A 21759-nucleotide genomic window follows, 5' to 3' on the forward strand; every position below is an offset into this window, starting at 1 on the left:
CACGAGGGCCACCCGGGTGCTGCCCACCGGCCCGCAGACCCGCGCCCTCTGGCGGATCCGCGAGGACGGCGCGGGTCTCGCCGGGCGGACCGCGGCGGGGGAACCGGCCTGGCCCGGCTGGGAGGACGCGGCCGTGCCGCCGCAGCGCCTGGGGGCCTACCTGCGTGACTTCGAGGACCTGCTGCGTGCGCACCGGATCGACGGGGTGCCGTACGGACACTTCGGGGACGGCTGCGTGCACATCCGGCTTGATCTACCGTTGGCGGACGCCCCGGGGCGCCTGCGCCCGTTCCTGACCGAGGCCGCCGACCTGGTCGCCTCCTACGGCGGCTCGATATCCGGTGAGCACGGGGACGGCCGGGCCCGCGGTGAGCTGCTGGCCAGGATGTACTCGCCGGCCGCGCTCGGCGTCTTCGCCGGTTTCAAGGCCCTGTTCGATCCGGACGATCTTCTCAATCCGGGTGTGCTGGTCCGGCCGAGGCCGATCGACGCCGACCTGCGCCTGCCGGCGGCTCGCCCGCTGCCCGCCAGCAGCGGATTCGCCTTCACCGCCGACGCGGGGGAGTTCGGGCGGGCCGTCCACCGCTGCGTCGGGCTGGGCACCTGCCGGGCCGACACGCCGACGGCCGGCGGCTTCATGTGCCCGTCGTACCTCGCGACGCGCGACGAGAAGGATTCCACCCGCGGCCGGGCCAGGGTGCTGCAGGAGATGGCGAACGGCTCGCTGGTCCGCGGAGGTGCCGGGGGCGCCCGGGCCCCGGAGGTGGCCGAGGTGCTCGACCTGTGCCTGTCGTGCAAGGCGTGCGCGCGCGACTGCGCGGCCGGGGTGGACATGGCGACGTACAAGTCCGAGGTGCTGTTCCGCGCCTACCGGCATCGGCTCCGGCCGGTCAGCCATTACGTGCTCGGCTGGTTGCCCCGCTGGGCCCGGGTCGCCGGGCGGGCGCCACGCCTGGTCAACGCGGTGCTGGCCGGACCGGCGGTGCGACGGCTGCTGCTGCGGGTGGGGGGCATGGACGTGCGCCGCGAGGTGCCGGCCTTCGCCAGGCAACCGTTCAGCCGCTGGTGGCGCGAGCACGGCGGCCCGGACCGGGGAAACGGGTACCTGGCTGACGGGCGGCCGGCTGACAGGCAAGCGGCTGACAGGCAAGCGGCTGACAGGCAAGCGGCCGACGGGCAAGCGGCCGACGGGCAAGCGGCCCACAGACGCGAGGCCCACAGCCGGGAGGTGATGCTGTGGATCGACACGTTCACGGAGGCCTTCTCCCCCGAGGTCGGCCGAGCCGCCGTGGCAGTGCTGGCGGACGCCGGCTACCGGGTGATCGTGCCGCCGGGCCCCGCGTGCTGTGGTCTCACCTGGATCACCACCGGCCAGCTCGACGGCGCGCGCCGCCGGTTGCGGACGACCGTCGACCGCCTCGCGCCGTACGCCCGGGCCGGGACGCCGATCGTCGGTCTGGAACCGTCCTGCACGGCGGTGCTGCGCGGCGACCTCGTCGAGCTGCTCGCGGGCGACCCCGCCGCCGCGCTGGTCGCCGGTGCGGTGCGTACCCTCGCGGAGCTGCTCGGCGACACCGTCGGCTGGACTCCGCCGCGCCTCGACGGGGTGCGCGTCCTCGCCCAGCCGCACTGCCACCAGCACGCGGTCATGGGATTCGCCGCCGACCGCGGCCTGCTGGCGGTGGCCGGCGCGGACGTCACCGTCCTCGCCGGGTGCTGCGGCCTGGCCGGCAACTTCGGCATGGAGGCCGGGCACTACGACGTGTCGATGGCGATCGCCGCCCGCACCCTGGGCCCGGCGATCGCCTCGGCTCCCGCGGGCACCGTGCTGCTCGCCGACGGATTCTCCTGCCGGGCCCAGGCCGAACACGTCGCCGCCCGGCGCGGGCGGCATCTCGTCGAGCTGCTCGCCGAGCATCTCGCCGGGCTCAGATCTCCACGGTGAAGACCGTCGCCAGCAGGCCGCCACCGTCGGCGACCGCGGACGGGCCGGTTAGCGGAAATGGCATTGGGACTCAAGCCCTGGGCGGACCGCGTCAAGCATCCGCACTGGGTACGGATCCTGCCCGAGTCGATGACCGGCCGGGCCGTCATCCACTCCTGACCCGCCGGCTCGAGCGGAAACCCGCCTTTCAGCGCATCACGAGACCACCGTCGATCACCACCGACTGCCCGGTCATGTAAGCGGAGTCCGGACCGGCCAGATAGGACACGAAGGCGGCCACCTCCTCGGGTATCTGCCCGCGGCCGAGCGGGATCCCGGCGGCGTACTGCTCGAGCGCCTGCCCCTTGCCGAGGCCCAGGTGGCCGCCGAGCTTTTCGGCGATGTCCGCGCCGTCCGCCGCGAGGCGCAACGCGATCGCCCGGCCGATAGTGAACTCCGCCATGCCGCCATGCCGCCGTCGGCCATCAGCCCGTGGAAGCCGATCTGGCGGCAGACGTTGTACCGGCCGGCCCGGCACGGCGGGCACTGCCCGCAGCGGTAGATCGGTTCGCCCGTGGCCCGGTCGCCCACGACGACCGAACCGACACCATCGCCCCTGTCGACCACGGTGCCGCCTAACGCGTGCCCCAGGACGAGGGGGATCGACAAGCCGGTCAGCGGACGCGGCTCGGTGGGGAAGAAGAGCGGGCCGGCGAGCTCGGGCCGGGTGGCTCCGACCGGCTAACTCGGGCCGGGTGTGGCCGCGGCCGCCACGGCCAGTCCGGCCTATTCCTACCATCCACCCGCGCGGATTCCCGTGCATCCGCCCACATCATCCGCCGTCGTCCCACCTATTAACCCGGCGGGCTCATCGGATAACCCCCGAGGCCGTTTACGCTGCCCGCCGTCAACCCGCTGACGTGCGGGTTCCCGCCTGCCTCCAGGAATTTCCTTCGCGCCACCTCAAACCGAGGGGTACTTTGGTGCGGCGACGTGGCATGACGCCCCCGAAGGAGCCCCTTTCGGGGTAGCATTCAAGACTACCCTCGGGCCTTCCGGCCGGGGGGAGCAGTATGTTCTTGGCATGGGAGCAACACCATTGACGACCGGCCGGAGCAAGGAGATAACCTTTTCGATGTAGCCGGCAGCGGGCATCCGACGAAGACGGACGGCCAGCCTGGAGCGGAGCCGACGTGGCAGTGTGCCCACTTCACCCGCGACCGGATCATGGAAGACATCACACAAAGGTGGTGTACGGCTGATCCCGGGACCGACCGCCCCTTCATGAATACACCGGTACGCGCCTGGTTGTCCGGGGGCGCCCATCCGGAGGTAGCTGGGTTATCGACGTGGATAGGGAGAGGAGCATAATGGGCCCAGTGGCATCGGATTCGATCCCGATGCAGGTGCGCCTGCACCGGACGATGACCCCTGCCGGCTTTGACCGCGCACCGGGACCATTCGTCGCCGATGGACAGCCGCCCGACTCTCGCACGCAGCGGGAGCGGGTCCGCCTGGCCCAGATCGAGTTGCTGGAGCTGAGCGCCCAGATGACGGCCCCCCATCTCCGGCGGCAGATCCTGCACATCTACTCCCTGCTGCGCAACGAACCGGTCGTCACGCCCGGCCCGCCGAAGCCGCCGCCCTTCCGCCTCACCCTGCGGGAGATGGAGGTGCTGACCCTCGTGGCCACTGGCTGCTCCAACGTCGAGGCGGCGGAGCACCTCACGATCCGCGCCGAGACCGTGAAGACCTACATGCGCAGCATCATGCGCAAGATGGGGGTCCGTAACCGTACGGCAGCCGTGCACGCCGCCCGGCAGAGCGGCCTGCTGGACTGAGCGGCCCGCTGGACCGAGGCGGCGCCGTAGCCCCCCAGCGAGACGACGCGCGGACCGTGACCAGGCGGCGGCATGGACCCGGCCCCGGACGGCTCACCAGCCGAGGAGATCCTCCGGCTGGTCGCGAAGGTAGCGGGCCATCGCGTCCCCGTGCTCACGGCACAGTGCGGCGGCGGTGTCGGCATCGCCGTCCCGCACCGCCTCGGCGATCCACCGGCACTGCTCCCAGGCCAGGGCGACGCTGGCGGGGTCAGGCAGGAACGGCCGCGAGGCCGGGTACTGCGACAGCGAGCCGAGCACGTCCTCGAAGAGCTGAAGGGTGGGGCTGCGGGCGATCTCGGCGAGCAGCACGCCCCACTGCGCCCGGGTCCGGGCATGGTCGCGGGCATCCCCACCGGCGGTGCCGTCAACGGCGGCGTTGACGGCACCGCCGACGGCGCTGTCGACGGCGCTGTCGACGAAGGTCAGCAGCCGACCCCGCTCGGCCGGATCCGGATTGAGCGCGGCGAGCCGGGCGCATTCGGTGGCGATGAGGGCGTGGGTCGCGCTGAGGTCGGCGAACGAGGCCCGACGGGTGCGCAGGAAGACCGACGCCATGTGGGCGACCCCGGCCGCGTCCGGCCGCTGCCCGTACAGACCGCCGTGATGACCCCGGCGGACGGTGAGGATCCCCTCGGCCTGCAACAGCCGCACCGCCTGACGCAGCGACGGCCGGCTGACGCCGAGCCGGGCCAGCAGCTCGTTCTCCTGGCCGAGGTACAGGTCGCCGTCCTGCCGGCTGAGAATCTCCTCCCGCAGAACATGAGCGACCGCCGTCGCCGTGTTCACCGCGGCCACCCGTTCCATGCGCCCCTCCTCCCGAGCGTGACGCGAGCAACATCATACTTTCAGGTACCTGTGAGTTTCAGGTACCGAAGACAACACCGCCGGCGAGGAGTTCGAGACGGCGGGCCGAGCGGGCCGGGCGGGCAGCCCGACCGGGCAGCCCGTTACCCGAGCGGAGCGAGGCCGAGGTGCTCGCGCAGCATCGTCCCCGAGTAGTCGGTGCGGAATACGCCGCGCTCCTGGAGCAGCGGCACGACCGTGTCGGCGAACTCATCCAGCCCGCCCGGGGTGATGTGCGGGACGAGGATGAACCCGTCGCTGGCGTTCTCCTGGACGAACTTGTTGATCGTCTCGGCTACAGTGGCGGCCGAACCGATGAACGACTGCCGTCCGGTGACCTCGATGACCACCTCGCGCAGCGAGAGCTTCTTCGCCTCGCCGAGCTCGCGCCACTGCCGGACGGTCGCCTGCCGGTCGTCGAACATCCGCACGCTGGCCCGGCCCTTCGAGATGGTGTTCTCCCCCGGTACCGGGTCGACCTCGGGCACCGGGCCGTCCGGGTCGTAGCCGGAGAGGTCGCGGTTCCAGAGCTGCTCGGCGAACAGGATCGCCGTCGCCCCGCTGACCTGCTGGCGCCGGATCACGCCGGCCCGTTCCCGCGCCTCGGCGTCGGTGTCGCCGAGGACGAAGGTCGCCGCCGGCAGGACCACCAGTTGCTCGGGTCTGCGGCCGTGGCGGGCCAGGCGGCCCTTGATGTCGGCGTAGAAGGCCTGGCCCGCGTCGAACGTGCTGTGCCGACTGAAGATCGCGTCGGCGGACGAGGCGGCGAACTCGCGGCCGGCTCCCGAGTCGCCGGCCTGGAAGATGACCGGCCGGCCCTGCGGGCCGCGCGGCACGTTGAAGTGGCCGCTGATGTCGAAGAACGCGTCGTGCAGGTCGAACGCGCCCGGCCGCGGCGTCCGCAGGAAGACCCCGGACTCCTTGTCGGCCACGATCTCGTCGCCGTGCCAGGAGTCGAACAGCTCCCACGCCGTGCGCAGGAACCGCTCGGCGCGGGCGTAACGGTCCTCCTCCCGCAGGTAGCCACCGCGGCGGAAGTTCTCCCCCGTGAACGCGTCCCACGACGTGACCACATTCCACGCGGCCCGACCGGCGGAGAGATGGTCGAGGCTGGCGAACTGCCGGGCGACCTCGTAGGGCTCGTTGAATGTGGAATTGATGGTGCCGGCCAGCCCCAGCCGTTCGGTCACCGCGGCGAGCGCCGCGAGCACGGTGAAGGTGTCCGACCGGCCGACGACGTCGAGATCGTGGATGCGCCCGTTCTGCTCACGCAGGCGCAGCCCCTCGGCCAGGAAGAAGAAGTCGAACTTCGCCCGCTCCGCGGTCCGGGCCAGGTGGGCGAAGGAGCTGAACTCGATCTGGCTGCCCGCCTGCGGATCACTCCACACCGTCGTGTTGTTCACTCCGGGAAAGTGCGCAGCCAGGTGGATCTGCTTGATCGGCCTGCTCATCGGGGGTCCTCCGGAATCCTGCGTGACGTCCGCCGCCGAGAGTCGGATCAACGATCAGACGGTGGCGTAGCGGTTGGCGGGTCGCGGCAGGCCGAGGTGGCCGCGCAGGGTGGTGGCCTGGTAGGCGGTGCGGAAGGCGCCACGGTGGTGGAGTTCACCGACGAGCCCGCGGGTGATGGCTTCGAGGTCGTGGGGAAGGGCGGCCGGGCGTAGTCGGAACCCGGTCAGCCCGGTGGATCGCCAGTCGAGGAGAAGGTCGGCGAGGTCGCCGGGGGTACCGGCGAAGATCAGCGCGTCGGAGGTGTAGGGCTCACCGGCACGGGCATCGAGACGACCGCGCCGTTCGGCGGCCTGCTCCGCGGAGGCGTCGAGGAGAACGACGAGATCGGCGAAGACGTGCAGGGTGTCGTCGGCGCGTCCGGCCGCGGCCTGTTCGGCGCGGATCTCGCCGACGATCGCCCGGGCGTCGGCGGCGGTGTGCGGGGTGATGTAAGCGACGTCGGCGGCGCGGGCGGCGAGCCGGTAGGAAATGGTGTGTGGCCCAGGGCGGTGACCAGCGGCTGGCCCTGGGGCGGACGGGGGACGATGGAGGGCCCGCGGACGGAGAACCAGCGGCCTTCGAAGTCGATGTAGTGCAGTTTGTCGCGGTCGATGAACCGTCCGGTGGCGGTGTCGCGGATCTCGACGTCGTCTTCCCAGCTGTCCCACAGCCGGCGTAGGACCTCGGCGTAGTCGGCGGCCTCGTCGAACAGGTCGCTGATGACCGCCTGGGCCTGGGGGGTCTGGTAGTCGGCGATGGTGGGGAGGTCGCGTCGGCCGAGGTGGGGAGTTTCGCCGGGGCGCAGAGCCTGGACGCGCACCCCGGCGCGGCCAGTGCTGGTGTAGTCCAGGGTGGCGATGGCCTTGGAGATGTGGAACGGCTCGGTGTGGGTGGTGGTGACTGCGGGGACGAGGCCGATGTGGCTGGTCAGGGGGGCGACCCGGGCGGCGGTCAGGACGGCGTCCAGGCGGCCGCGGACCTGGTCGGTACGCCCGTCGGGGCCGTCGAGACGGGAGGTCTGCAGGGCGAGGGAGTCCTCGATGGTGACGAAGTCGACCAACCCGCGTTCGGCTTCCAGGACGAGGTCGGTCCAGTAGCGGGCGGTGAACAGCTCGGCCGGGCGGGCATCGGGCTCCCGCCAGGCCGCCGGATGCCACCCGGCTCCGTCCAGAGCGACGGCGAGACACAGCTCCGCGAGGGCGGTCATCGGGTCGGATCCAACATGCGGCGCATCGGGATCTCCTCAGACGGTGGGTGGCCGGGCGACGGACGGTGGACGGCGTCGGGCGCTGCCTCACCGCACCGAGATCGGCGCCGGAAACGATGGTGCGCGGGTAGTGGCGCTGAGGGCGCGCCCGGAACTCCGGCCACGAAGGTGCCGGGGACGGGCCCGATCGGGGGACAGCGCGGGGCCGTCAGCGACAACGGCTGGTCTCAGCGCGCCCGTAGTCGATGCAGCGGCGGCACGTCAGCAATGGAGATGTGCGCACACTTTTCACTCTGAGTAAGAGAACGTTGCCGCGTCAAGAAGGAGGCGGAAATGTGACGTGCGATACGTCAGGCCCGCGCGGGAAGTTCGGGTGCGCAGCCGGTCCCGACCGTATGATTGTCCAATGGATGAGATAGTAATCTCATATTCCGAGACGCCGGGCTGGGATCCCGAGACCTACGACGGGGAGCGCCGCCGGCTCGTCCCCTCCTTCGACCTGCTGTACGGATCGGTCGGCGACCTGGTGGCGCGCCAGGGTGGCGCCCAACCGGCGGTGCTCGACCTCGGCGCGGGCACCGGTCTGCTGGCCGCCGCGGCCGTCCCCGACGTCCGGTTTCACCTGTTCGACGGCGCCGCGCCGATGCTGGCCAAGGCCCGGGCGCGGCTGTCCGCCGGCTCGATCAAGGCCGTCACCGTCGCGGACCTCGCCTCCGCCCTGCCGACCGGCCCGTTCGACGCGGTCGTCTCGGCGCTGGCCATCCACCACCTCGACGACCCCGGCAAGCGCGACCTGTTCCGCCGGGTGCGCGACGTCCTGTGGCCGGGTGGGCTGTTCGTCAACCTCGAGCAGGTCAACGGCCCGACTGCCGCCCTGACCCGGCAGTACGAGGACATGCACGAACGGCAGGCTCGGGCGGCGGGTTCAGACGACGCCGAGTGGCAGGCCGCGTTGCGGCGGATGTCCTTCGATCGGTGCGCGCCGCTCGCCGACCAGCTCGACTGGCTGGCCGACGCCGGATTCGCGCCGGTCGACTGCGTCGCCAAGCACGGCAGGTTCGCGGTCTATGCCGGCTGGCGCCCCTGAGCCCGTCCACGGCCCACCCCGTCACCCGGCGGGGCACCAGCCGGTGAACCTCACATCAGCTGCCGGGCGACGTCCGTCCGCACACCTGCCAGGGCGGTGTAGGCCGCGCCGCCCGGACATTCGGTGGCCATCCAGTCGCGGTGCCCGCTAACGGCCGGGACGGTACGACGCCTGCCACTCACCGGATGGACGTAGTGGACGGTGCCGAGCGGGTCGAGATGATGCGCTCCGGTCAACGCGAGCAGCACCAGGACGAGCGTGCGACGGGCGGCGGCGGTGGGGGTGCGCGTCCGCAGGTCACCGAGCAGCGCGACGCCGACGTTGCCGGCGTTGAAGTCCGCCAGGTGCGCACCCGTCACCACGTAGCCGTCCTCCCGGTGGTCGGGAACGCTCTCCGTTCCCGACCACCGGCCCTCGTAGAGCGTGCCTGCCTCGTCGATGAGGAGGTGGTACCCGATGTCCGACCATCCCCGCTCGACCGTATGGAAGTGGTAGATCGCCCGCACGGTGGCGGCGGGGTTCGGATCGTCGTTGGGCGTCACCGTGTGATGAACCGTGACAACCTGGCCCGGGTGGTACGTCGGTTTCCAACCGCTGCCGGGTGAGGGGGACAGCCGCAGCGACTCGTCCGCGCCCCACGCGGCCCGGGGCAGGTAGCGCAAGTCGAGCGTCGCCGGCAGCCGGACGGGGGCGACCGGCGCGGCGGGGACCGCCGACACCCCGGACGCGGTCGCGACACGGGGCGGCGGCGACGATCTGGGCGCGGCGAAGAGCCCCGGCGACCGGGCGGCGCGCGAAGCCGAGATCGCGGAAAGGGCGACGTAGGCGGACACAATGGGTGCCGTTAACCGCTGCAACGGCCCCGACGTCGTGTTCAGGGCGGTGGACGTCACGGACGTCGCGCCGGGTGGCAACCACAGTTCGTAGCCGGTCGCGCGGTGCGCGGCGACCAGCACGGCGGCGCTCCTCCCCCCGGCCGGCGGGTCGTCCCGATCCACCGGACAGCCGACCGCCAGCGGCCGCCATGCGTCGAACCCACCCCCCCGGCTGGCGCAGCCGGATCTCGGCGCCCCGAGAAGCGGCACCGGCGGCACCGGCGGTCCCGGCGGTCCCCGTGCCGGCACCCCCGGGACCGGCCCGGCCATCCGCCGCGCGATCCTTCCCGTCACGGGTCCATCGGACGGCCACGTAACCGATGTCGAAATCCGACGTCGCGGGCCCCACTCCCCTCGTCACGGCGGCCAGGGTCCGGGGCACGAGCACGACACGCGTCCCCGGCGCCGAGAGGGCCCGCGCTTCCGCACCGGGTCGGACCCCTGCGGCCGGTGGCCCGGCCGGGCCAGCGGACGCGCTGCTCGGCGCGGCGTCGAGCAGCGTCTCCGCCCATCCACCCAGACCGGCACCGGCGAGACCGAGAATTCCGCGCCGGGACAGACCGGGCTCACGGCGACGCCGGCGAAACGGGTCAGCGGCATGGGACATGAGGCGTCCTTCGGGTCGTCATGGTCAAGACATTGGCACGCTACGGTAGTCGATGCCTCACCCTGTGAATCAAGGCACCAAGAGATCCACCACGAGCTACCCGGCGGCAACGGGGACGGGGAATACGTCCCGGCGTCACGGGAAGGTCCATAAGCATCCGTTCGGGAAAACCTGAGCATCCGTTCGGGAGGAGGAGTGCCATGGTCGGGAAGAAGCGCAGACCGATAAAACCGACAAGAAGGCGCAGGCCGACGAGATGCGGGACGATGTTCCGTCCACCATCGCCCGCTCCGACGATCAGGCCATCCGCACCTGGAAGAAGACCCACGACTCGACGGTGGAGACCTACGGTGAGGGTGCGCGTGCCCACCGTGCGGCCTTTGCCGCCCTCAAGCACACCCACGAGAAGGTGGGGGACCGTTGGCGGCCGAAGGGTCGGCCCGGTCCCTCCGACGAGCAGGCCGCCACGCCGACGCCCGCCTCCCGGCACAGCGGGCCGACCGCCGAGGGCGTGGACGCGAACGCCTCGCCGACGCACCTGCGCGCTCGCCCGCGAGCTCGGTATCCCCGGCCGATCGACGATGTCGAGGGACGATCTCGTCGAGGCGATCAAGAAGGCCAACCGCAGGCGGACCGCGCAGGCCCGCAGCGGCGCGTAGGAGCCGTCCGCTCCTGGGAATACCGACCAGGACCAAGATTGGCGTTTACTACCTATGAGCTTTCGACGCGGATGCCGTCGAGTGCGAAACCCCGGATACCCATCATGGCCGGTAAGAATTCGTAATGAAGTAATTAATGCAAGCCAATATGCGTCTTCGCAGGTCACGGGCTCGCGAGGACCCAGAAGTGAACAAGTTATTTCATTCCGAATCCTAAGGGCCCACCGTCCGCGCGCCGCCGCGGGCGCAGGTAGCAGTGCCAGGTCGGGGCCGGCCCGGCCGGAGGCCGGGTCCAGCGGGTGGGTTCCCCCCGCCCCCGCCGATAAGTGATCTTCGTCGTCATGCGGTTGCCGGGGTCGGGGGGTCCCCCGAGCCCGAGGTCCCCCGCGCGCGAGGCCGCTTCGTCGCCGTCCTCCCGCAGGCTGAACCGCGCGTGCAGACGGCGCAACGGCTCGGGAACCCACCAGTTGTAGTCGCCCGCCAGGGCCATGAACGCCGGGACGAGGATCGCTCGGACGAGGGTCACGTCGAGCACGATCGACACGGTCAGCCCGACACCCACCAGTTTGATCATGCTGATGTCCGATGCGGACAACGCGACCATGACCACGACGAGAGCGAGCGCCACACTCGTGATCAGTGGACCGGTCGCCCCCAGCCCACGGGCGACGGAATCGTGGTTGTCTCCCGTCCGCAGGTACTCCTCGCGGATGCGGGCGAGCAGGAAGATCTCGTAGTCCATGCTGAGCCCGAACGCGATGAAAAACATCAGGACCGGGCTGGTCATCTCCAGCGTGCCCGACACCTGGAAGTCGCCGACAAGACCGGTCAGGTGCCCGTCCTGGAAGACGAACGCCAGCAGCCCGACGGTGGCGGCGAGATTCAGCGTGTTGAGGAACATCGCCTTCAGCGGAAGGAGCACGCTGCCGGTGAACAGGAACAGCAGGATGAAGGTCGCCGTCATCACGACGGCGAAGGCCGGTAGCAGACTCCGCTTGATGGAATGCGAGGTGTCGAGGAAGTGTGGCGCGAGTCCGCCGATGAGGACGCCGAACGGCGCCGGTGTCGCCTGCAGCCTCCGGACCAGGTCCTTCGCCGGCTCGGACAGCGGAGACCTGTCGGTCTGCCACACCGACAGCCAGGCGCCGCGATGCGTTCCGACGTACCTCATCGGAGTCTTCGGCACCGCACCGACCCGCTCGCCCCGCAGGAAGCTGCCGGTGACGGTGTCGATGCGGGCAACACCCGGCAGCGCGGACAGCCGGGTCGCGTAGTCGGTCAGCTTCTCGGCGTTCCCCGGGTCCCGCGCGTCCACTCCGGGCACCACGATCGGAATCTGGCAGGGCAGGCAGACGACGAAGTCCTCCCGCATCGCGTCATTGACGACGTGAGCCTCCGCGGTCGCCGGCAGGACCGTGTCGTCGGCCAGCGCGAGGTTGAGGTGGCGCAGCGGCGCGGCACACAGCACCAACACGAAGATCGCGGCCCCACCGAAGAACACCGGGTGGCGCATGACCCGCCGCGCCAGCGCCGACCAGCCGCGGCCAGCCGCCGCGGCCCCCACGCGGTGGCCGCCGGACCGCTGGCGACCCGAGCGCCTCGGGCGTGACCCCGAGCGTCTCAGGCGTGACAACGCCAGCCGGACGTTGCCGCGCTCGATGCGGTCACCGAGGACCATCAGCGCCGCGGGCAGCACGAGCAGTGCGGCCACCTCCGAGGCGACGACGACGATGATGCCGGCGAAGGCGAACGAACGCAGGTAATAGATCGGGAAGACCAGCGCGGCCGTCAGGGACAGCGCCACCGTCACCCCGGAAAAGAACACCGTGCGCCCGGCGGTCTCCAGCGTCCGGCGCAGCGCCGCCGCCGGGAGCAGCCCGCGGTCCTGTTCGTCCCGAAAACGTCGCAGGATGAACAGGCTGTAATCGACCGCGAGACCGAATCCGAGGGCGGTCGTCAGGTTCACCGAGAAGACCGACACGTCAGTGAGCGTGGCCGCCAGCCGCAGCAGCACGAGACTCGACACCACCGACACCACGCCGACCAGGACCGGAAGCAGGGCAGCCGGGACCGTGCCGAAGGCGTAGAGCAGCACGAGGAACACCAGCGGAGCGGAGATCTGCTCACCGTGCGCCAGGTCGACACGGCTGCGCTCGGTCACGTCACGCATGACCGCGGGCGCCCCGCCGAACCGGACCTGGACCCCCGGGCCGTCGTGGGCGTACCGGTCGTGCAGGGCGTTCAGGCGGTGCTGGATGTGGTCCTCGGAACCGGTGATCCGGAACACGATCAGGGCCGACCGACCGTCCTTCGCACGCAGCAGCGGGCTCGCCTCGTTGGGCCCGCCCGGCCAGTACGACAGCACCGAGGTCACCCCCGGCTCCGCGGCAATCCGCCCGGTGAGCTCCCGGCCCAGGCGGGCGGCGATCGGCCCGTCGATACCCGGGGCCGACGTCAGCATGATGGCGACGTCGGGGGCGCGTCCGGGAACTCCTCGTCGAGCAGCCGCTCGGCCCGCGTCGACGGATCGCCCGGTGCGTAGAAACCACCGGTGGCAAGCTGGTCGTAGATTCCGGCATTCCACGGCAGCAGCACGACCACCAGCAGGCAGCGGCGAGTACCCTTCCCGGTACACGACGGCCGCGTCAGCCACCATTGTGAACAGCGAACGGGGTGGTGCGCCGGTGGAGCCCGTCGGCGCGGGGCCTCGGTCGGCCCAGCCCTCGTCCCGTCCGTGCGACCCCTCGTCCCGTCCGTGCGACAACGCGGCATACGTCACCCGATCGGGGCGGGATTCGCGCTGCTGCGCCGGATCAGCGAACGACGGCATGACGCTCCTTCGAGGATCTCCCGTGCCGATGGATCTCGTGACGGCCGGACGGTGGCCGCCAGCGGCCACGCGTCCGGGCATGGAGCACCGCATGGAGCACTGCGAGGAAGTCCCGAGCTTCCACCTTGAAAGTAGACCTGCCTGAGACCCTGGTCCCGAACTACCCTCGCCCGGAGGCAGAAGTGTAGCGGGAGTCTGGCCACGATCGATATTCGGCCGCCGAAAGCAGGGCCGCCGGAAAAATCTTCGAGGGTAAGCGGCCGCCGCGGCGTAGGAGGAGTGGGCGGGAATGCCGGGAGCAATCCCGAAAGTAGTAGGGCAATGCCTCAGGCCCGGCCTGAGCCTCGGCTCGCCGGCCGGGCGGCCCCGCCACTCCTGCCCGCACAGCGTGAAAAACACCGCTATGGCACCGATGGCAGGCCACATCGACCCGCGGTCGAGATCCTCGTACACCGGCGCCGGGAATATACGGCGGGGTCGAATGGCCGTGACTGCCAGACCGGCAGCCACGGCCACGCCCCCGGCAGGGGCCCGGTGCGGGCCCCTGAGATCAGGGCAGCATTCCCAGCTGGCGCGCGGCGTGTACCGCGGCTGTGCGGTTACGGACACCGAGCTTGCGCATGATGCTGCGCAGGTACGCCTTCACCGTCTCGGGCGAGACCGTCAGCCGGCGGGCCGTCTCGACGTTGGACAATCCCGGCGAGACCTGGGCAAGCACCTCCAGCTCGCGCGGGGTCAGCGTCAGCCGTCCGACCGTCTTCGTCTCCTCGGCGAGCAGCCCGCGCAGCAGCTCGGACACCCCGCCGATGCGACCGCGCAGGAACGGGTCGGCGACATGCTCGGTGACCTCCTGAAGCTCCCGGTAGGCCAGCCGCAGGCTCTCCCGGGGCAGACCCGACATCCGCGGGAACGGGACGGCCCCCGGCCGCACGGCCGGCACCCCGCCCTGGACCGGCACCCGCCCCTCGACCAGGCCCCGTCCCTGGACCGGCACCCGCCCCTGGACCGGTACGGACGGCACCCTCGACCGCGGCCCCCCACTGACGAGACCGAGTTCGCGTTCCATCAACCGGGCCACCGCCATAGCTGCGTGAATAGCCGACTCATCGAATGACAGATCCGGTTCGAGAGCGGCGTACAGTACCGCGGCCACCGCGCCGTCCTCGCATACCGGCACCGCCATGATCGCACCGAGACCGGTGTCGTCGATCTCCGCGGCGGTGGATCGCAGCGCTCTTCACGCGGCAGCTCGATCATTGATGACGACCGGCCGGCAATGCTTGACGACCTGACCGCCGATGCCCATCCCGGCTGGGATCTCGACACCGATCAGCCCGGCCGGCCCCGGCCCGTCCACGTTGGTGATGGTCAGGGTGCGGGAATGGAGCGCTACCATTCCCCCGCAAGTAATGTGTGCACCCGATGAGGCCCGCAGGCGCGCGAGCGCCCGAGGCAGAACAGTTTGCATACGGCTAGGAATATCCAGTGTAAGAGTCATGAGCATCCCCTTCCCCAACCTGCCCAGACGTCGCGAATCCTAGCACCGGCTTTACAATAAGCACAAACAAATACCGATGAAACGGACTTTACATATCTGCATGAGAGTTGGGGGCCGCGGGCGCGTAGTGGACTCCGTGGCTTCATCGCTACCACCCATCAGGTTCCGGCAACGTACCAGGAAAGTGTCAGGAATGTATCAGGGAGCGCACAGTGAGCGGGTCCGTTCGGGCCATGGCACGCAGCCGGGCTAACCCGGCGAGGAGCTGAAGTTCGGCGACCGAACGGGGAGAGCTGTCGAGCAGCGCCGGTGACATGACCAGCGCCGCCGCCACCTGTGCCCGGGAGATCGCGACGTTGAGCCGGTTGCGGGAGAGCAGGAAGTCCAGCCCCCGCGGCGCCTGGGCCGAGCTGGACGTGGTGAGCGAGGTGATGACGACGGCTGCCTCCTGGCCCTGGAAACGGTCCACCGTCCCGACCCGCACCCCGGGCAGGCCCGCCTTGCCCAGCGCGTGCTCGACCGCCCGCACCTGCCGGTTGTAGGGGGCGACGACGAGCAGGTCGCTGCCGAGGAGCGGGCGCGGGGGCCCGCCGTCGACGAGGGTACGACCGAGCAGGTGGCGAACGATGTCACGGATCACAGCAACCTCCTCATCCGACCGGGTGCCGTTGTCGTGATGCTCGACGTCGTGCAGGTATAGCCCGGCCGGTACACCCGCCACGGCGCGCGTCCCGGCCACCGGATGCGCGTGCAGCAGCCCCCGGTACGCCAGCGCCGACACCGGCGCGCATACGGCCGGGTGCAGCCGGCGGGTCCGATCGAGGAAGTAGCCGAACTCGGGCGGGATCACCTCGGCGTCGCCGAGCAGATGCGACAGCGCCGAGGCGTCCGCGCCGTCCGGATGGAGGCCGGCCACCACCTGCGGCAGTTGCTGCGGATCGCCGAGGAGCACGAGGTTGCGGGCCGCGCCGGCCACCGCGAGGGTATCCGCGAGCGCGAACTGCCCCGCCTCGTCAATGATCAGAACGTCGAAGGGGTCACCACGCAGCACCGGGTTCGCGAACGCCCAGGCGGTGTCCCCGACCAGGTGGCCCTCGGGGTGCTCCCGGCGCCACGCCGCAAGTGCCCGCAGATCCCGCGGACCGTCCCAGGGCGGGAATATGCCCGGAGCCGCCTGAGCCGGCTTCGCCCCGGACCGCTGTTTCTTCGCGGCGGGCACCGCGGGGCGCCAGGCGGGCACGGCGTCCGCGGCCCGGGCGTCGGCGGCCCCGGTATCCGCGGCTCGGGCGTCCGCGGGATTCGGGTCCGCCGGCGGCTGGCCGGTCGCGGCGAGCATCGCGTTCTCGATCGCCTTGTGACTGGTCGAGCAGACCCCGACCGTGCGCCCCTGCTCGACGAGATGGCGGATAAGCCTGCCGGCGAGGTAGGTCTTGCCCGCCCCAGGCGGCCCCTGCACGGCCAGATAGGAGCCGTCGAGCGCGCTCACCGCGGCGAGCACGGCGGCGATCTGGTCTCCGTCGTGCTCGCCGAGCGCCGGCAGGTCGCCCCGGCCGATCAGCCGCGGGGGGCGACGGCGCAGCAGGTCCAACGCGGGGTCCGCAGGCAGGTCCGGCAGGGCGTCGGCGGTCCGGCGGGCGAGGTCGCGGATCGCCGCCGGCTTGGGTTCCGGACGCACCGGCGATCCGGGCAGCACGGCGAGGGGCGGCCTGCGGGCCACGTCGTCGGGGGCGACGCTCTCCCGCAGCAGCAGCGTGTGCGGCTCGGCCCGCTCGACGACCGCGTCGGTGGTAGCGCCCTCGGCCCCGGGCGGTCCCGAGTAGAGCAGCCGCACCGCCTCGCCGCGGTCGAAGGGATGCGGACAGTCCGGATCGACGCGGGCCTGCAGCAGTCGACGACTCCGCCGCCGTCGCCCGGCCGGTTCGACCCAGTCCTCGACAACGGTCCAGCTCACCGGGACCGCGCAGTCGTCGGCCGATTCCAGCGTGGCGCGATCGGCGGTCAGCGCCGCGAAGTACGACCACCAGGCGGGCTTGTTCTCACGCCGGTGGTATCCGACGGCCGCGGCGAGCAGGGCGCGCGCCCGCTCGTCGTCCGTCCAGTCAGCCGGGTCGTCGGGAAGAGCCGCGACGAGGGTGTCGACGAGCGCGGCGTCGGCGTCGGCGTCGGCGTCGGCGTCGGCGGGGTCTACCGGGTCGGTGCCGGAGGCTGTGGAGGTCGGGGCGGCGAGGTCGATCCGCGGCGTGCCGCCGTCGGCCTCCCGCAGGCCCAGCAGCCAGCGGTGCAGTCGGTGGGTCGACACGCAGTCGATCCGGTTGTAGTCGGCGATCTGAGCGAGGACGCGGTCGGCCGCGGCGAGCTCCCCGGCGGCGCGGTGTGCCAGGAAGCTCTCGTACGCCACGATGCTGTCGATGGCGTTCTTCACCTCGGCCTGCCGGGCACCGGGCAGGAACAGCGGTTCGAGGTATTTGATCGAGTAGGACGGCTGGGAGATCCGCAGGCTGCGCCGGACCACGGCGTAGAGATCCACCAGCCGGTGCCCAGCGAGCAGATCGTCGACCTGCCGTTCCCGCGTACCGTGTCGCGCGGCCAGCCGGCGCAACGCGTTCGGCTCGTAGGGCGCGTAATGGTAGATGTGCGCGCCGGGGTGCGCGCGCAACCGCTCCGTCGCCCAGTCGACGAAACGCTCGAACGCCTGCCGCTCCCCCGCCCGATCATGCGCCCAGAACGCCCGGAAGACCTCGCCGTCCGCGAAGGTGACCGCGCCGAACAGGTACTCCAGACCGGCGGCGTCCAGCGCGTACGGATCGCCCTCCATATCGAAGTAGATGTCACCGGGATCGGGTGCCGGAAGGGCCGCGAGACCCTCCGGGCCGGTCATCCGGACGGTCACCGTCCCGACCGGGTCGTCCGCGGTCCGCGTCGCATCCTGCGCGGCCTGCAGTTCCGCCTGAAGACGCAGTCCCGCGAACGTCGCCGGGGACATCGTCGCGGGCCGCTGGTCGTCGCGGGCCGCGGCGAGCTCCTCCACCGCGGTGATGCCAGCCGCGCGCAGCACCCGTCGCTGGTCGCCGCGCAGCCCGGCGACCAGGGACAGGTCGCGGGCCTCCGCCCGGCCGCGCGTGCAGTGCGCGCTGAACGCGCAGGTGGCGCAGGCCGACCGGGGCTCGGCCCAGGATGGTTCGGGAACCACGGGGGCGACCGCCAGCCGATCGGCGAGACGGCTGCGCGCGTGCCCGACCATCGGCACGACATCGTCGACCCGGAACGTGCGCACAACCCCGGGCGCGGGAGCGGGAGCGGGCGCGGTGGCCCGCTACGCGGGATGCAACAGATGCATGAACCGCGGAACGGGTACGCCCACCGACGGTAAGGCCGCCGCGTAGGCAGCGAGCTGCAGCACGGCTCCCGGGCTGGCGTGCCGGGCGAGCTTGGCGTCGTAGGGCTCGTAGCGGCCCGCGACCGCGGGCCCGGTCGACACGCCGGTGATCGGGTCGAGATGCGCCGCGATGAGGAAGTCGGGGCGCCCCTGGAACGCGCCGTCGAACAGCGCCCCCTGGTAGACGACGGGAACCCCGGCGGCCAACGCCTGGCGGGTCCGCTCGTGGGCCTGGGCCAGGGCGGCGAGCGTGGGGGCGGGCCGCTCGATCGCCACGACCCCGTCCGCGCCGAAACACCGGCGCAGATGCTCCAGCCAGCGTCGTTCGTGCGCCTCGCCGTGCCGCACGGCAGTGGTGTCCGCGGGGGTCAGGCGCACCCGGTCGATCCGGCGCGGCCCGTCATCCGACGTCTCCCCGGTCACCAGCCCGGCGGCGAGCGCGTGCGCAAGCCCGACGCGATGCCCACACTCGACGACGTCGACAAGATCACTGGCGGAAACCACCCAGCGGTCCTCGAACCTGTGCACGACACCATCCCCATCTGGGCCATCCCGTTTCCATCCGGGCCATCCCGTTCGGTCCCGTGCCGATCCTCTCCCGATCCGGGTTCACGGTCCGGACCAACCCGGCCGGGCGTGCCCCGAAGGACTGAACGCGGCCGGCCACGCCTTCCGGCACGCAGGAGGTATAGCAGGTGCGGGGGCCGGGGTGGATCTGCTGCCCGGGGGCCCGGTTGTCGCGCTGGCTCCTCTGGGCGCCACATTGTCGACCCACCCGTCTTTACGGGTTGTCCGGTGGGCGGACGGACAGGAAATCCGGCAATACGGCCGAACAAGATGTAAAGTAAATATCGGATAGGTGGGCCGCAGGCGTCCAGCCGTGCGCGTGGCGGAAAGCCGCGCGGGGACGAAGCCGATAACGCCGGATGAACTCGTCAGCGACCCGCCTCAAGGTCTCCGGGTCGGTGCGGTAGACGACCGGTGCCATAGGCTCCGGCCCAACCCTCGGCGTCCGTCGTCGGCGGCGCGGGCCGCAACCCGCCGGGAATCTCCGCCCACATGACTTTTCCGCCGGTCTTGACCCGGTACCACGACCATTGGCTACACAGCGCGTCGACCATCAACAAGCCACGCCCGTCCTCGCTGAACACGTCCGGGATCTTGATCCGGGGAGCGGTGTCATTGCCGTCCCACACTTCGACAAGGACATTCCTGCTCGTCGCGGTAAGCCGCATGGCCACCACGTTTTCCAGGTTTTCCAGGCGGCTCGCCTTCACGGCATTCGAGGCCAACTCACAGACGACGAGTTCGGCACTGCTGACGGCGTCCGGGTCCACTGACCATTCCGTGAGCGTGCGGACCGTGCTCGTACGCACGGCGGGAACGGCGACGGCGGTTGGCGGGAAGTGCGCCACGGCCACCCGGATCACAGGTGATGAGTCACCAGTCATGCTGAGCCCCGTGCGGCGGTCAGCGCGTGCGTGGCCGCCCAGCAGGCGATGATCGTGACGTTCACGGCCGCTGTGCAGGCTGGCGCCGCGCCGTGCCGTCTACGCCTGCGCCCAGGGAGGGCGGGTCGCAGCCGGGCAGCACGGCGAACTCGGCCCACGCCACCAGCTCACAGCGGGCGTGGGATAGGCGGCGGCTGACCTTCGCTACACGGTCGTCGAGGGTCAGGGGGAGGCGGGTTCGCGCCTGCCGCATCCGCACGTGCGCCCACTCGTGGGCGGTGTCGAAGTCGGGGAATGCGCCGAGCGGTCTTCCGTCCGCGTCCCACACCACGAACCGGCGTTCGTCCATGGACCCTCTCCCTTCGGTTTGCGACGGGTAGCCCCCCGCGCCGCGAGTCCGTCCCCGTGCCACAGACAGCAGAGCGCGGCGGATGCCGCCGAGAAGAGCGCCTTGGCAACGCAGAGAGACGCGAGCGTCCGCCGACTGCAACGCCGTAGGGGCCAGGCGACCACTCTCGGCGCGCCTGCTGTCACGCAGAAGTCAAACATCGCGAGAGCTCAACATGCAAGACTCATTCTGCAAGCTGAGAAATGTTGATATTTATTCGAAATAGCGATCAGAGTCTTCCATTTCGGGTGATGGACTACCCTCAAACCGAAGGAGGGGCGATGCCAGAGGGCACCACGACGACGGGCTCGACCGTGCCGCGCCGTCCGCTCGGCCGGTACCTGCGTGATCTTCGGAACCAGGCGAGGTTGACCGTGCGGGCAGCCGCACGGCGCTTGGAGTGGTCCGAGGTCAAGATCTGGCGCATCGAGTCGGGGCTGACCTCGCTCCGAAGCTTCGACGTAGAGATCATGTGCCGGATCTACGGTGCGCCCACCGATCTGACCGAGGCGCTGATGGGGCTCGCGAAGGAGACGAAGGCGCGCGGCTGGTGGCACAGCTACGGCGACGTCATCCCGGCCTGGCTCGACCTGTACATCGGGCTCGAAGAGGCGGCCTCTCGCCTCTGGTGCTATCAGCCGGAACTCGTTCCCGGTCTCCTCCAGACAGAGGAGTATGCACGGACCCTGATCCGAGCGGAAGACCCCGGTGTCGAGGACGACGAAATAGACCGGCGAATTCACGTGCGCATGGCCCGGCAGGCGTTGCTGATCCGAGCGACCGATCCCCCGGTGCTGAATGTTGTTCTCAATGAGTCGATTCTGCATCGCCCCGTTGGCGGCCCGAAGGTGCTTGCACAGCAACTCGAACGGATTGCGGACGTAAACCGACTGCCTAATGTCACGATCAAGGTAATGCCGTTCAGCGCCGGCCTACACGCGGGTGTCACCTCGGGTCCGTTCGTCGTTCTTCGGTTTCCCGAGAACGGAACCGGACGAGCGGGGGAACCGCTAACGGTTTACGTGGAGGGACTCACCGGAGCGTTGTATCTAGAGAAAGATCGTGAGGTAGAGCAATACGAAGAGTCGTTCAGCGCGATATGGGAATCTTCGGCAGAGCGGGACGCGAGCACCAAGATGCTCATTGATCGAGCTAGGAGTCTCGAACCATGAACAGTCACGATCTTTCCGGCACGGTGTGGCGCAAGAGCAGCTACAGCAACGCTAAGGGTGAATGTGTCGAGGTTGCGTTCCTTGACGGCGGTCTTGTCGCCCTACGGGACAGTAAGGACAATGGAACCGGGCCGGCGCTGGTCTTTACCGATGCGGAATGGTCGGCGTTCGTGCATGGTGTGACGGATGGAGAGTTCACGGCCTGACAGCCGATACGGCGTCCGCAGGGCGCCAAGATAGCACTTTAACACGTCTTCACTACTATTGCCCGTCCGTGTGGTGCTCGAAGAGCGCTACCGGACGGGCAATAATCCGACCGAGCGACGAGAGATAAAGCTCCCATCGTGCCGAAAGTCCGCGCTAAATTGGATCTCAGGTCTGGTTTCTACGACGATGTCTTAAAACGTGTCGAGCGGTCCCTAGACGTTCGCCTTGACCGAACCGCGGTGGTGCGGAAGCGACGCTCAA

The 21759-nt window shown here is 70.5% G+C and carries 18 protein-coding genes and 3 pseudogenes; 7 read left to right on the forward strand and 14 right to left on the reverse strand.

Translation table 11 applies throughout. The features are described 5' to 3' along the window. Nucleotides 1-1945: FAD-binding and (Fe-S)-binding domain-containing protein (locus AC08OT_RS04295; protein WP_476602549.1), on the forward strand; the 1945-nt coding region annotated here is incomplete at its 5' end. Between the two features lie 187 nt (nt 1946-2132). On the opposite strand, the gene AC08OT_RS04300 is transcribed toward AC08OT_RS04295, so the two are convergent. Together AC08OT_RS04300 and AC08OT_RS04305 are read right to left on the reverse strand one after the other, a co-directional pair. Continuing rightward, nucleotides 2133-2387: an SDR family oxidoreductase gene (locus tag AC08OT_RS04300; RefSeq protein WP_476592257.1), complete on the reverse strand. Its 255-nt coding sequence runs from the start codon at nt 2385-2387 to the stop codon at nt 2133-2135. A gap of 14 nt (nt 2388-2401) precedes the next feature. Further along, nucleotides 2402-2593, reverse strand: a pseudogene (locus AC08OT_RS04305) (alcohol dehydrogenase catalytic domain-containing protein); the annotation flags it as partial. A gap of 731 nt (nt 2594-3324) precedes the next feature. On the opposite strand from AC08OT_RS04305, the gene AC08OT_RS04310 reads away from it, so the two are divergent. Further along, nucleotides 3325-3765 carry a response regulator transcription factor gene (locus tag AC08OT_RS04310; protein WP_476595394.1) on the forward strand — a complete coding sequence of 147 codons (441 nt, stop codon included), beginning with the start codon at nt 3325-3327 and terminating at the stop codon, nt 3763-3765. A 93-nt stretch (nt 3766-3858) separates the two neighbouring features. On the opposite strand, the gene AC08OT_RS04315 is transcribed toward AC08OT_RS04310, so the two are convergent. The 3 genes and pseudogenes from AC08OT_RS04315 to AC08OT_RS04325 all read right to left on the reverse strand — a co-directional run bounded on the left by AC08OT_RS04315 (nt 3859) and on the right by AC08OT_RS04325 (nt 7348). Beyond that, nucleotides 3859-4611, reverse strand: coding sequence for a FadR/GntR family transcriptional regulator (locus AC08OT_RS04315; protein WP_476592258.1), 753 nt, complete (start codon nt 4609-4611; stop codon nt 3859-3861). A 143-nt stretch (nt 4612-4754) separates the two neighbouring features. After that, entirely contained in the window at nt 4755-6101 is a 1347-nt protein-coding gene (locus AC08OT_RS04320) for an NtaA/DmoA family FMN-dependent monooxygenase (RefSeq protein ID WP_476595393.1), read from the reverse strand. A 54-nt stretch (nt 6102-6155) separates the two neighbouring features. After that, nucleotides 6156-7348, reverse strand: a pseudogene (locus AC08OT_RS04325) (LLM class flavin-dependent oxidoreductase). A gap of 406 nt (nt 7349-7754) precedes the next feature. Here AC08OT_RS04325 and AC08OT_RS04330 point away from each other — a divergent pair. Further along, nucleotides 7755-8435 (forward strand): class I SAM-dependent methyltransferase, encoded by a 681-nt coding sequence (locus tag AC08OT_RS04330; protein WP_476592260.1) that lies wholly within the window; start codon nt 7755-7757, stop codon nt 8433-8435. Nucleotides 8436-8485: 50 nt separating this feature from the next. On the opposite strand, the gene AC08OT_RS04335 is transcribed toward AC08OT_RS04330, so the two are convergent. Beyond that, entirely contained in the window at nt 8486-9580 is a 1095-nt protein-coding gene (locus AC08OT_RS04335) for an N-acetylmuramoyl-L-alanine amidase (RefSeq protein ID WP_476602550.1), read from the reverse strand. A gap of 593 nt (nt 9581-10173) precedes the next feature. Here AC08OT_RS04335 and AC08OT_RS04340 point away from each other — a divergent pair. After that, nucleotides 10174-10290, forward strand: a pseudogene (locus tag AC08OT_RS04340) (ChaB family protein); the annotation flags it as partial. Further along, the gene (locus tag AC08OT_RS04345; protein WP_476592266.1) at nt 10289-10576 is read left to right on the forward strand and encodes a Rho termination factor N-terminal domain-containing protein; all 288 of its coding nucleotides are present in this window, start codon (nt 10289-10291) and stop codon (nt 10574-10576) included. The pseudogene AC08OT_RS04340 and the gene AC08OT_RS04345, both read left to right, overlap by 2 nt. Before the next feature lie 196 nt (nt 10577-10772). Here AC08OT_RS04345 and AC08OT_RS04350 read toward each other — a convergent pair whose 3' ends face one another. From AC08OT_RS04350 to AC08OT_RS04385, 8 genes are all read right to left on the reverse strand, one after another. After that, on the reverse strand, nt 10773-13037 hold the full coding sequence (locus tag AC08OT_RS04350; protein WP_476602551.1) for an MMPL family transporter: 2265 nt from the start codon (nt 13035-13037) through the stop codon (nt 10773-10775). After that, nucleotides 13031-13177, reverse strand: coding sequence for a hypothetical protein (locus AC08OT_RS04355; protein ID WP_476602552.1), 147 nt, complete (start codon nt 13175-13177; stop codon nt 13031-13033). Before AC08OT_RS04355 ends, AC08OT_RS04350 begins: the two co-directional genes overlap by 7 nt. 779 nt (nt 13178-13956) lie before the next feature. Next, nucleotides 13957-14559: a helix-turn-helix transcriptional regulator gene (locus AC08OT_RS04360; RefSeq protein WP_476602553.1), complete on the reverse strand. Its 603-nt coding sequence runs from the start codon at nt 14557-14559 to the stop codon at nt 13957-13959. Between the two features lie 84 nt (nt 14560-14643). Next, entirely contained in the window at nt 14644-14802 is a 159-nt protein-coding gene (locus tag AC08OT_RS04365) for a hypothetical protein (RefSeq protein ID WP_476592416.1), read from the reverse strand. Between the two features lie 289 nt (nt 14803-15091). Then, nucleotides 15092-18178 carry a TM0106 family RecB-like putative nuclease gene (locus tag AC08OT_RS04370; protein ID WP_476592417.1) on the reverse strand — a complete coding sequence of 1029 codons (3087 nt, stop codon included), beginning with the start codon at nt 18176-18178 and terminating at the stop codon, nt 15092-15094. Nucleotides 18179-18217: 39 nt separating this feature from the next. Next, the gene (locus AC08OT_RS04375; RefSeq protein ID WP_476592418.1) at nt 18218-18784 is read right to left on the reverse strand and encodes a hypothetical protein; all 567 of its coding nucleotides are present in this window, start codon (nt 18782-18784) and stop codon (nt 18218-18220) included. Between the two features lie 431 nt (nt 18785-19215). Continuing rightward, nucleotides 19216-19731, reverse strand: coding sequence for an ATP-binding protein (locus tag AC08OT_RS04380; RefSeq protein WP_476592419.1), 516 nt, complete (start codon nt 19729-19731; stop codon nt 19216-19218). Nucleotides 19732-19792: 61 nt separating this feature from the next. Then, nucleotides 19793-20080 (reverse strand): hypothetical protein, encoded by a 288-nt coding sequence (locus tag AC08OT_RS04385; RefSeq protein ID WP_476592420.1) that lies wholly within the window; start codon nt 20078-20080, stop codon nt 19793-19795. Between the two features lie 320 nt (nt 20081-20400). Here AC08OT_RS04385 and AC08OT_RS04390 point away from each other — a divergent pair, with 320 nt between their 5' ends. Beyond that, nucleotides 20401-21291 (forward strand): helix-turn-helix domain-containing protein, encoded by an 891-nt coding sequence (locus AC08OT_RS04390; RefSeq protein WP_476592421.1) that lies wholly within the window; start codon nt 20401-20403, stop codon nt 21289-21291. Beyond that, the gene (locus AC08OT_RS04395) at nt 21288-21497 is read left to right on the forward strand and encodes a DUF397 domain-containing protein (RefSeq protein ID WP_476595498.1); all 210 of its coding nucleotides are present in this window, start codon (nt 21288-21290) and stop codon (nt 21495-21497) included. Before AC08OT_RS04390 ends, AC08OT_RS04395 begins: the two co-directional genes overlap by 4 nt. Nucleotides 21498-21759 lie beyond the last annotated feature (262 nt).

This window comes from Frankia sp. CgJB1 (assembly GCF_977947065.1).

Excerpts from the sequence above, each read along its gene's own strand:
- AC08OT_RS04350 (WP_476602551.1), bottom strand. The coding sequence starts at position 13,037 with ATGCTGACGTCGGCCCCGGGTATCGACGGGCCGATCGCCGCCCGCCTG.
- AC08OT_RS04335 (WP_476602550.1), bottom strand. The coding sequence starts at position 9,580 with ATGGCCGGGCCGGTCCCGGGGGTGCCGGCACGGGGACCGCCGGGACCG.
- AC08OT_RS04385 (WP_476592420.1), bottom strand. The coding sequence starts at position 20,080 with ATGGACGAACGCCGGTTCGTGGTGTGGGACGCGGACGGAAGACCGCTC.
- AC08OT_RS04380 (WP_476592419.1), bottom strand. The coding sequence starts at position 19,731 with ATGACTGGTGACTCATCACCTGTGATCCGGGTGGCCGTGGCGCACTTC.
- AC08OT_RS04315 (WP_476592258.1), bottom strand. The coding sequence starts at position 4,611 with ATGGAACGGGTGGCCGCGGTGAACACGGCGACGGCGGTCGCTCATGTT.
- AC08OT_RS04390 (WP_476592421.1), top strand. The coding sequence starts at position 20,401 with ATGCCAGAGGGCACCACGACGACGGGCTCGACCGTGCCGCGCCGTCCG.
- AC08OT_RS04310 (WP_476595394.1), top strand. The coding sequence starts at position 3,325 with ATGCAGGTGCGCCTGCACCGGACGATGACCCCTGCCGGCTTTGACCGC.
- AC08OT_RS04330 (WP_476592260.1), top strand. The coding sequence starts at position 7,755 with ATGGATGAGATAGTAATCTCATATTCCGAGACGCCGGGCTGGGATCCC.
- AC08OT_RS04395 (WP_476595498.1), top strand. The coding sequence starts at position 21,288 with ATGAACAGTCACGATCTTTCCGGCACGGTGTGGCGCAAGAGCAGCTAC.
- AC08OT_RS04320 (WP_476595393.1), bottom strand. The coding sequence starts at position 6,101 with ATGAGCAGGCCGATCAAGCAGATCCACCTGGCTGCGCACTTTCCCGGA.
- AC08OT_RS04300 (WP_476592257.1), bottom strand. The coding sequence starts at position 2,387 with ATGGCGGAGTTCACTATCGGCCGGGCGATCGCGTTGCGCCTCGCGGCG.
- AC08OT_RS04365 (WP_476592416.1), bottom strand. The coding sequence starts at position 14,802 with ATGGTAGCGCTCCATTCCCGCACCCTGACCATCACCAACGTGGACGGG.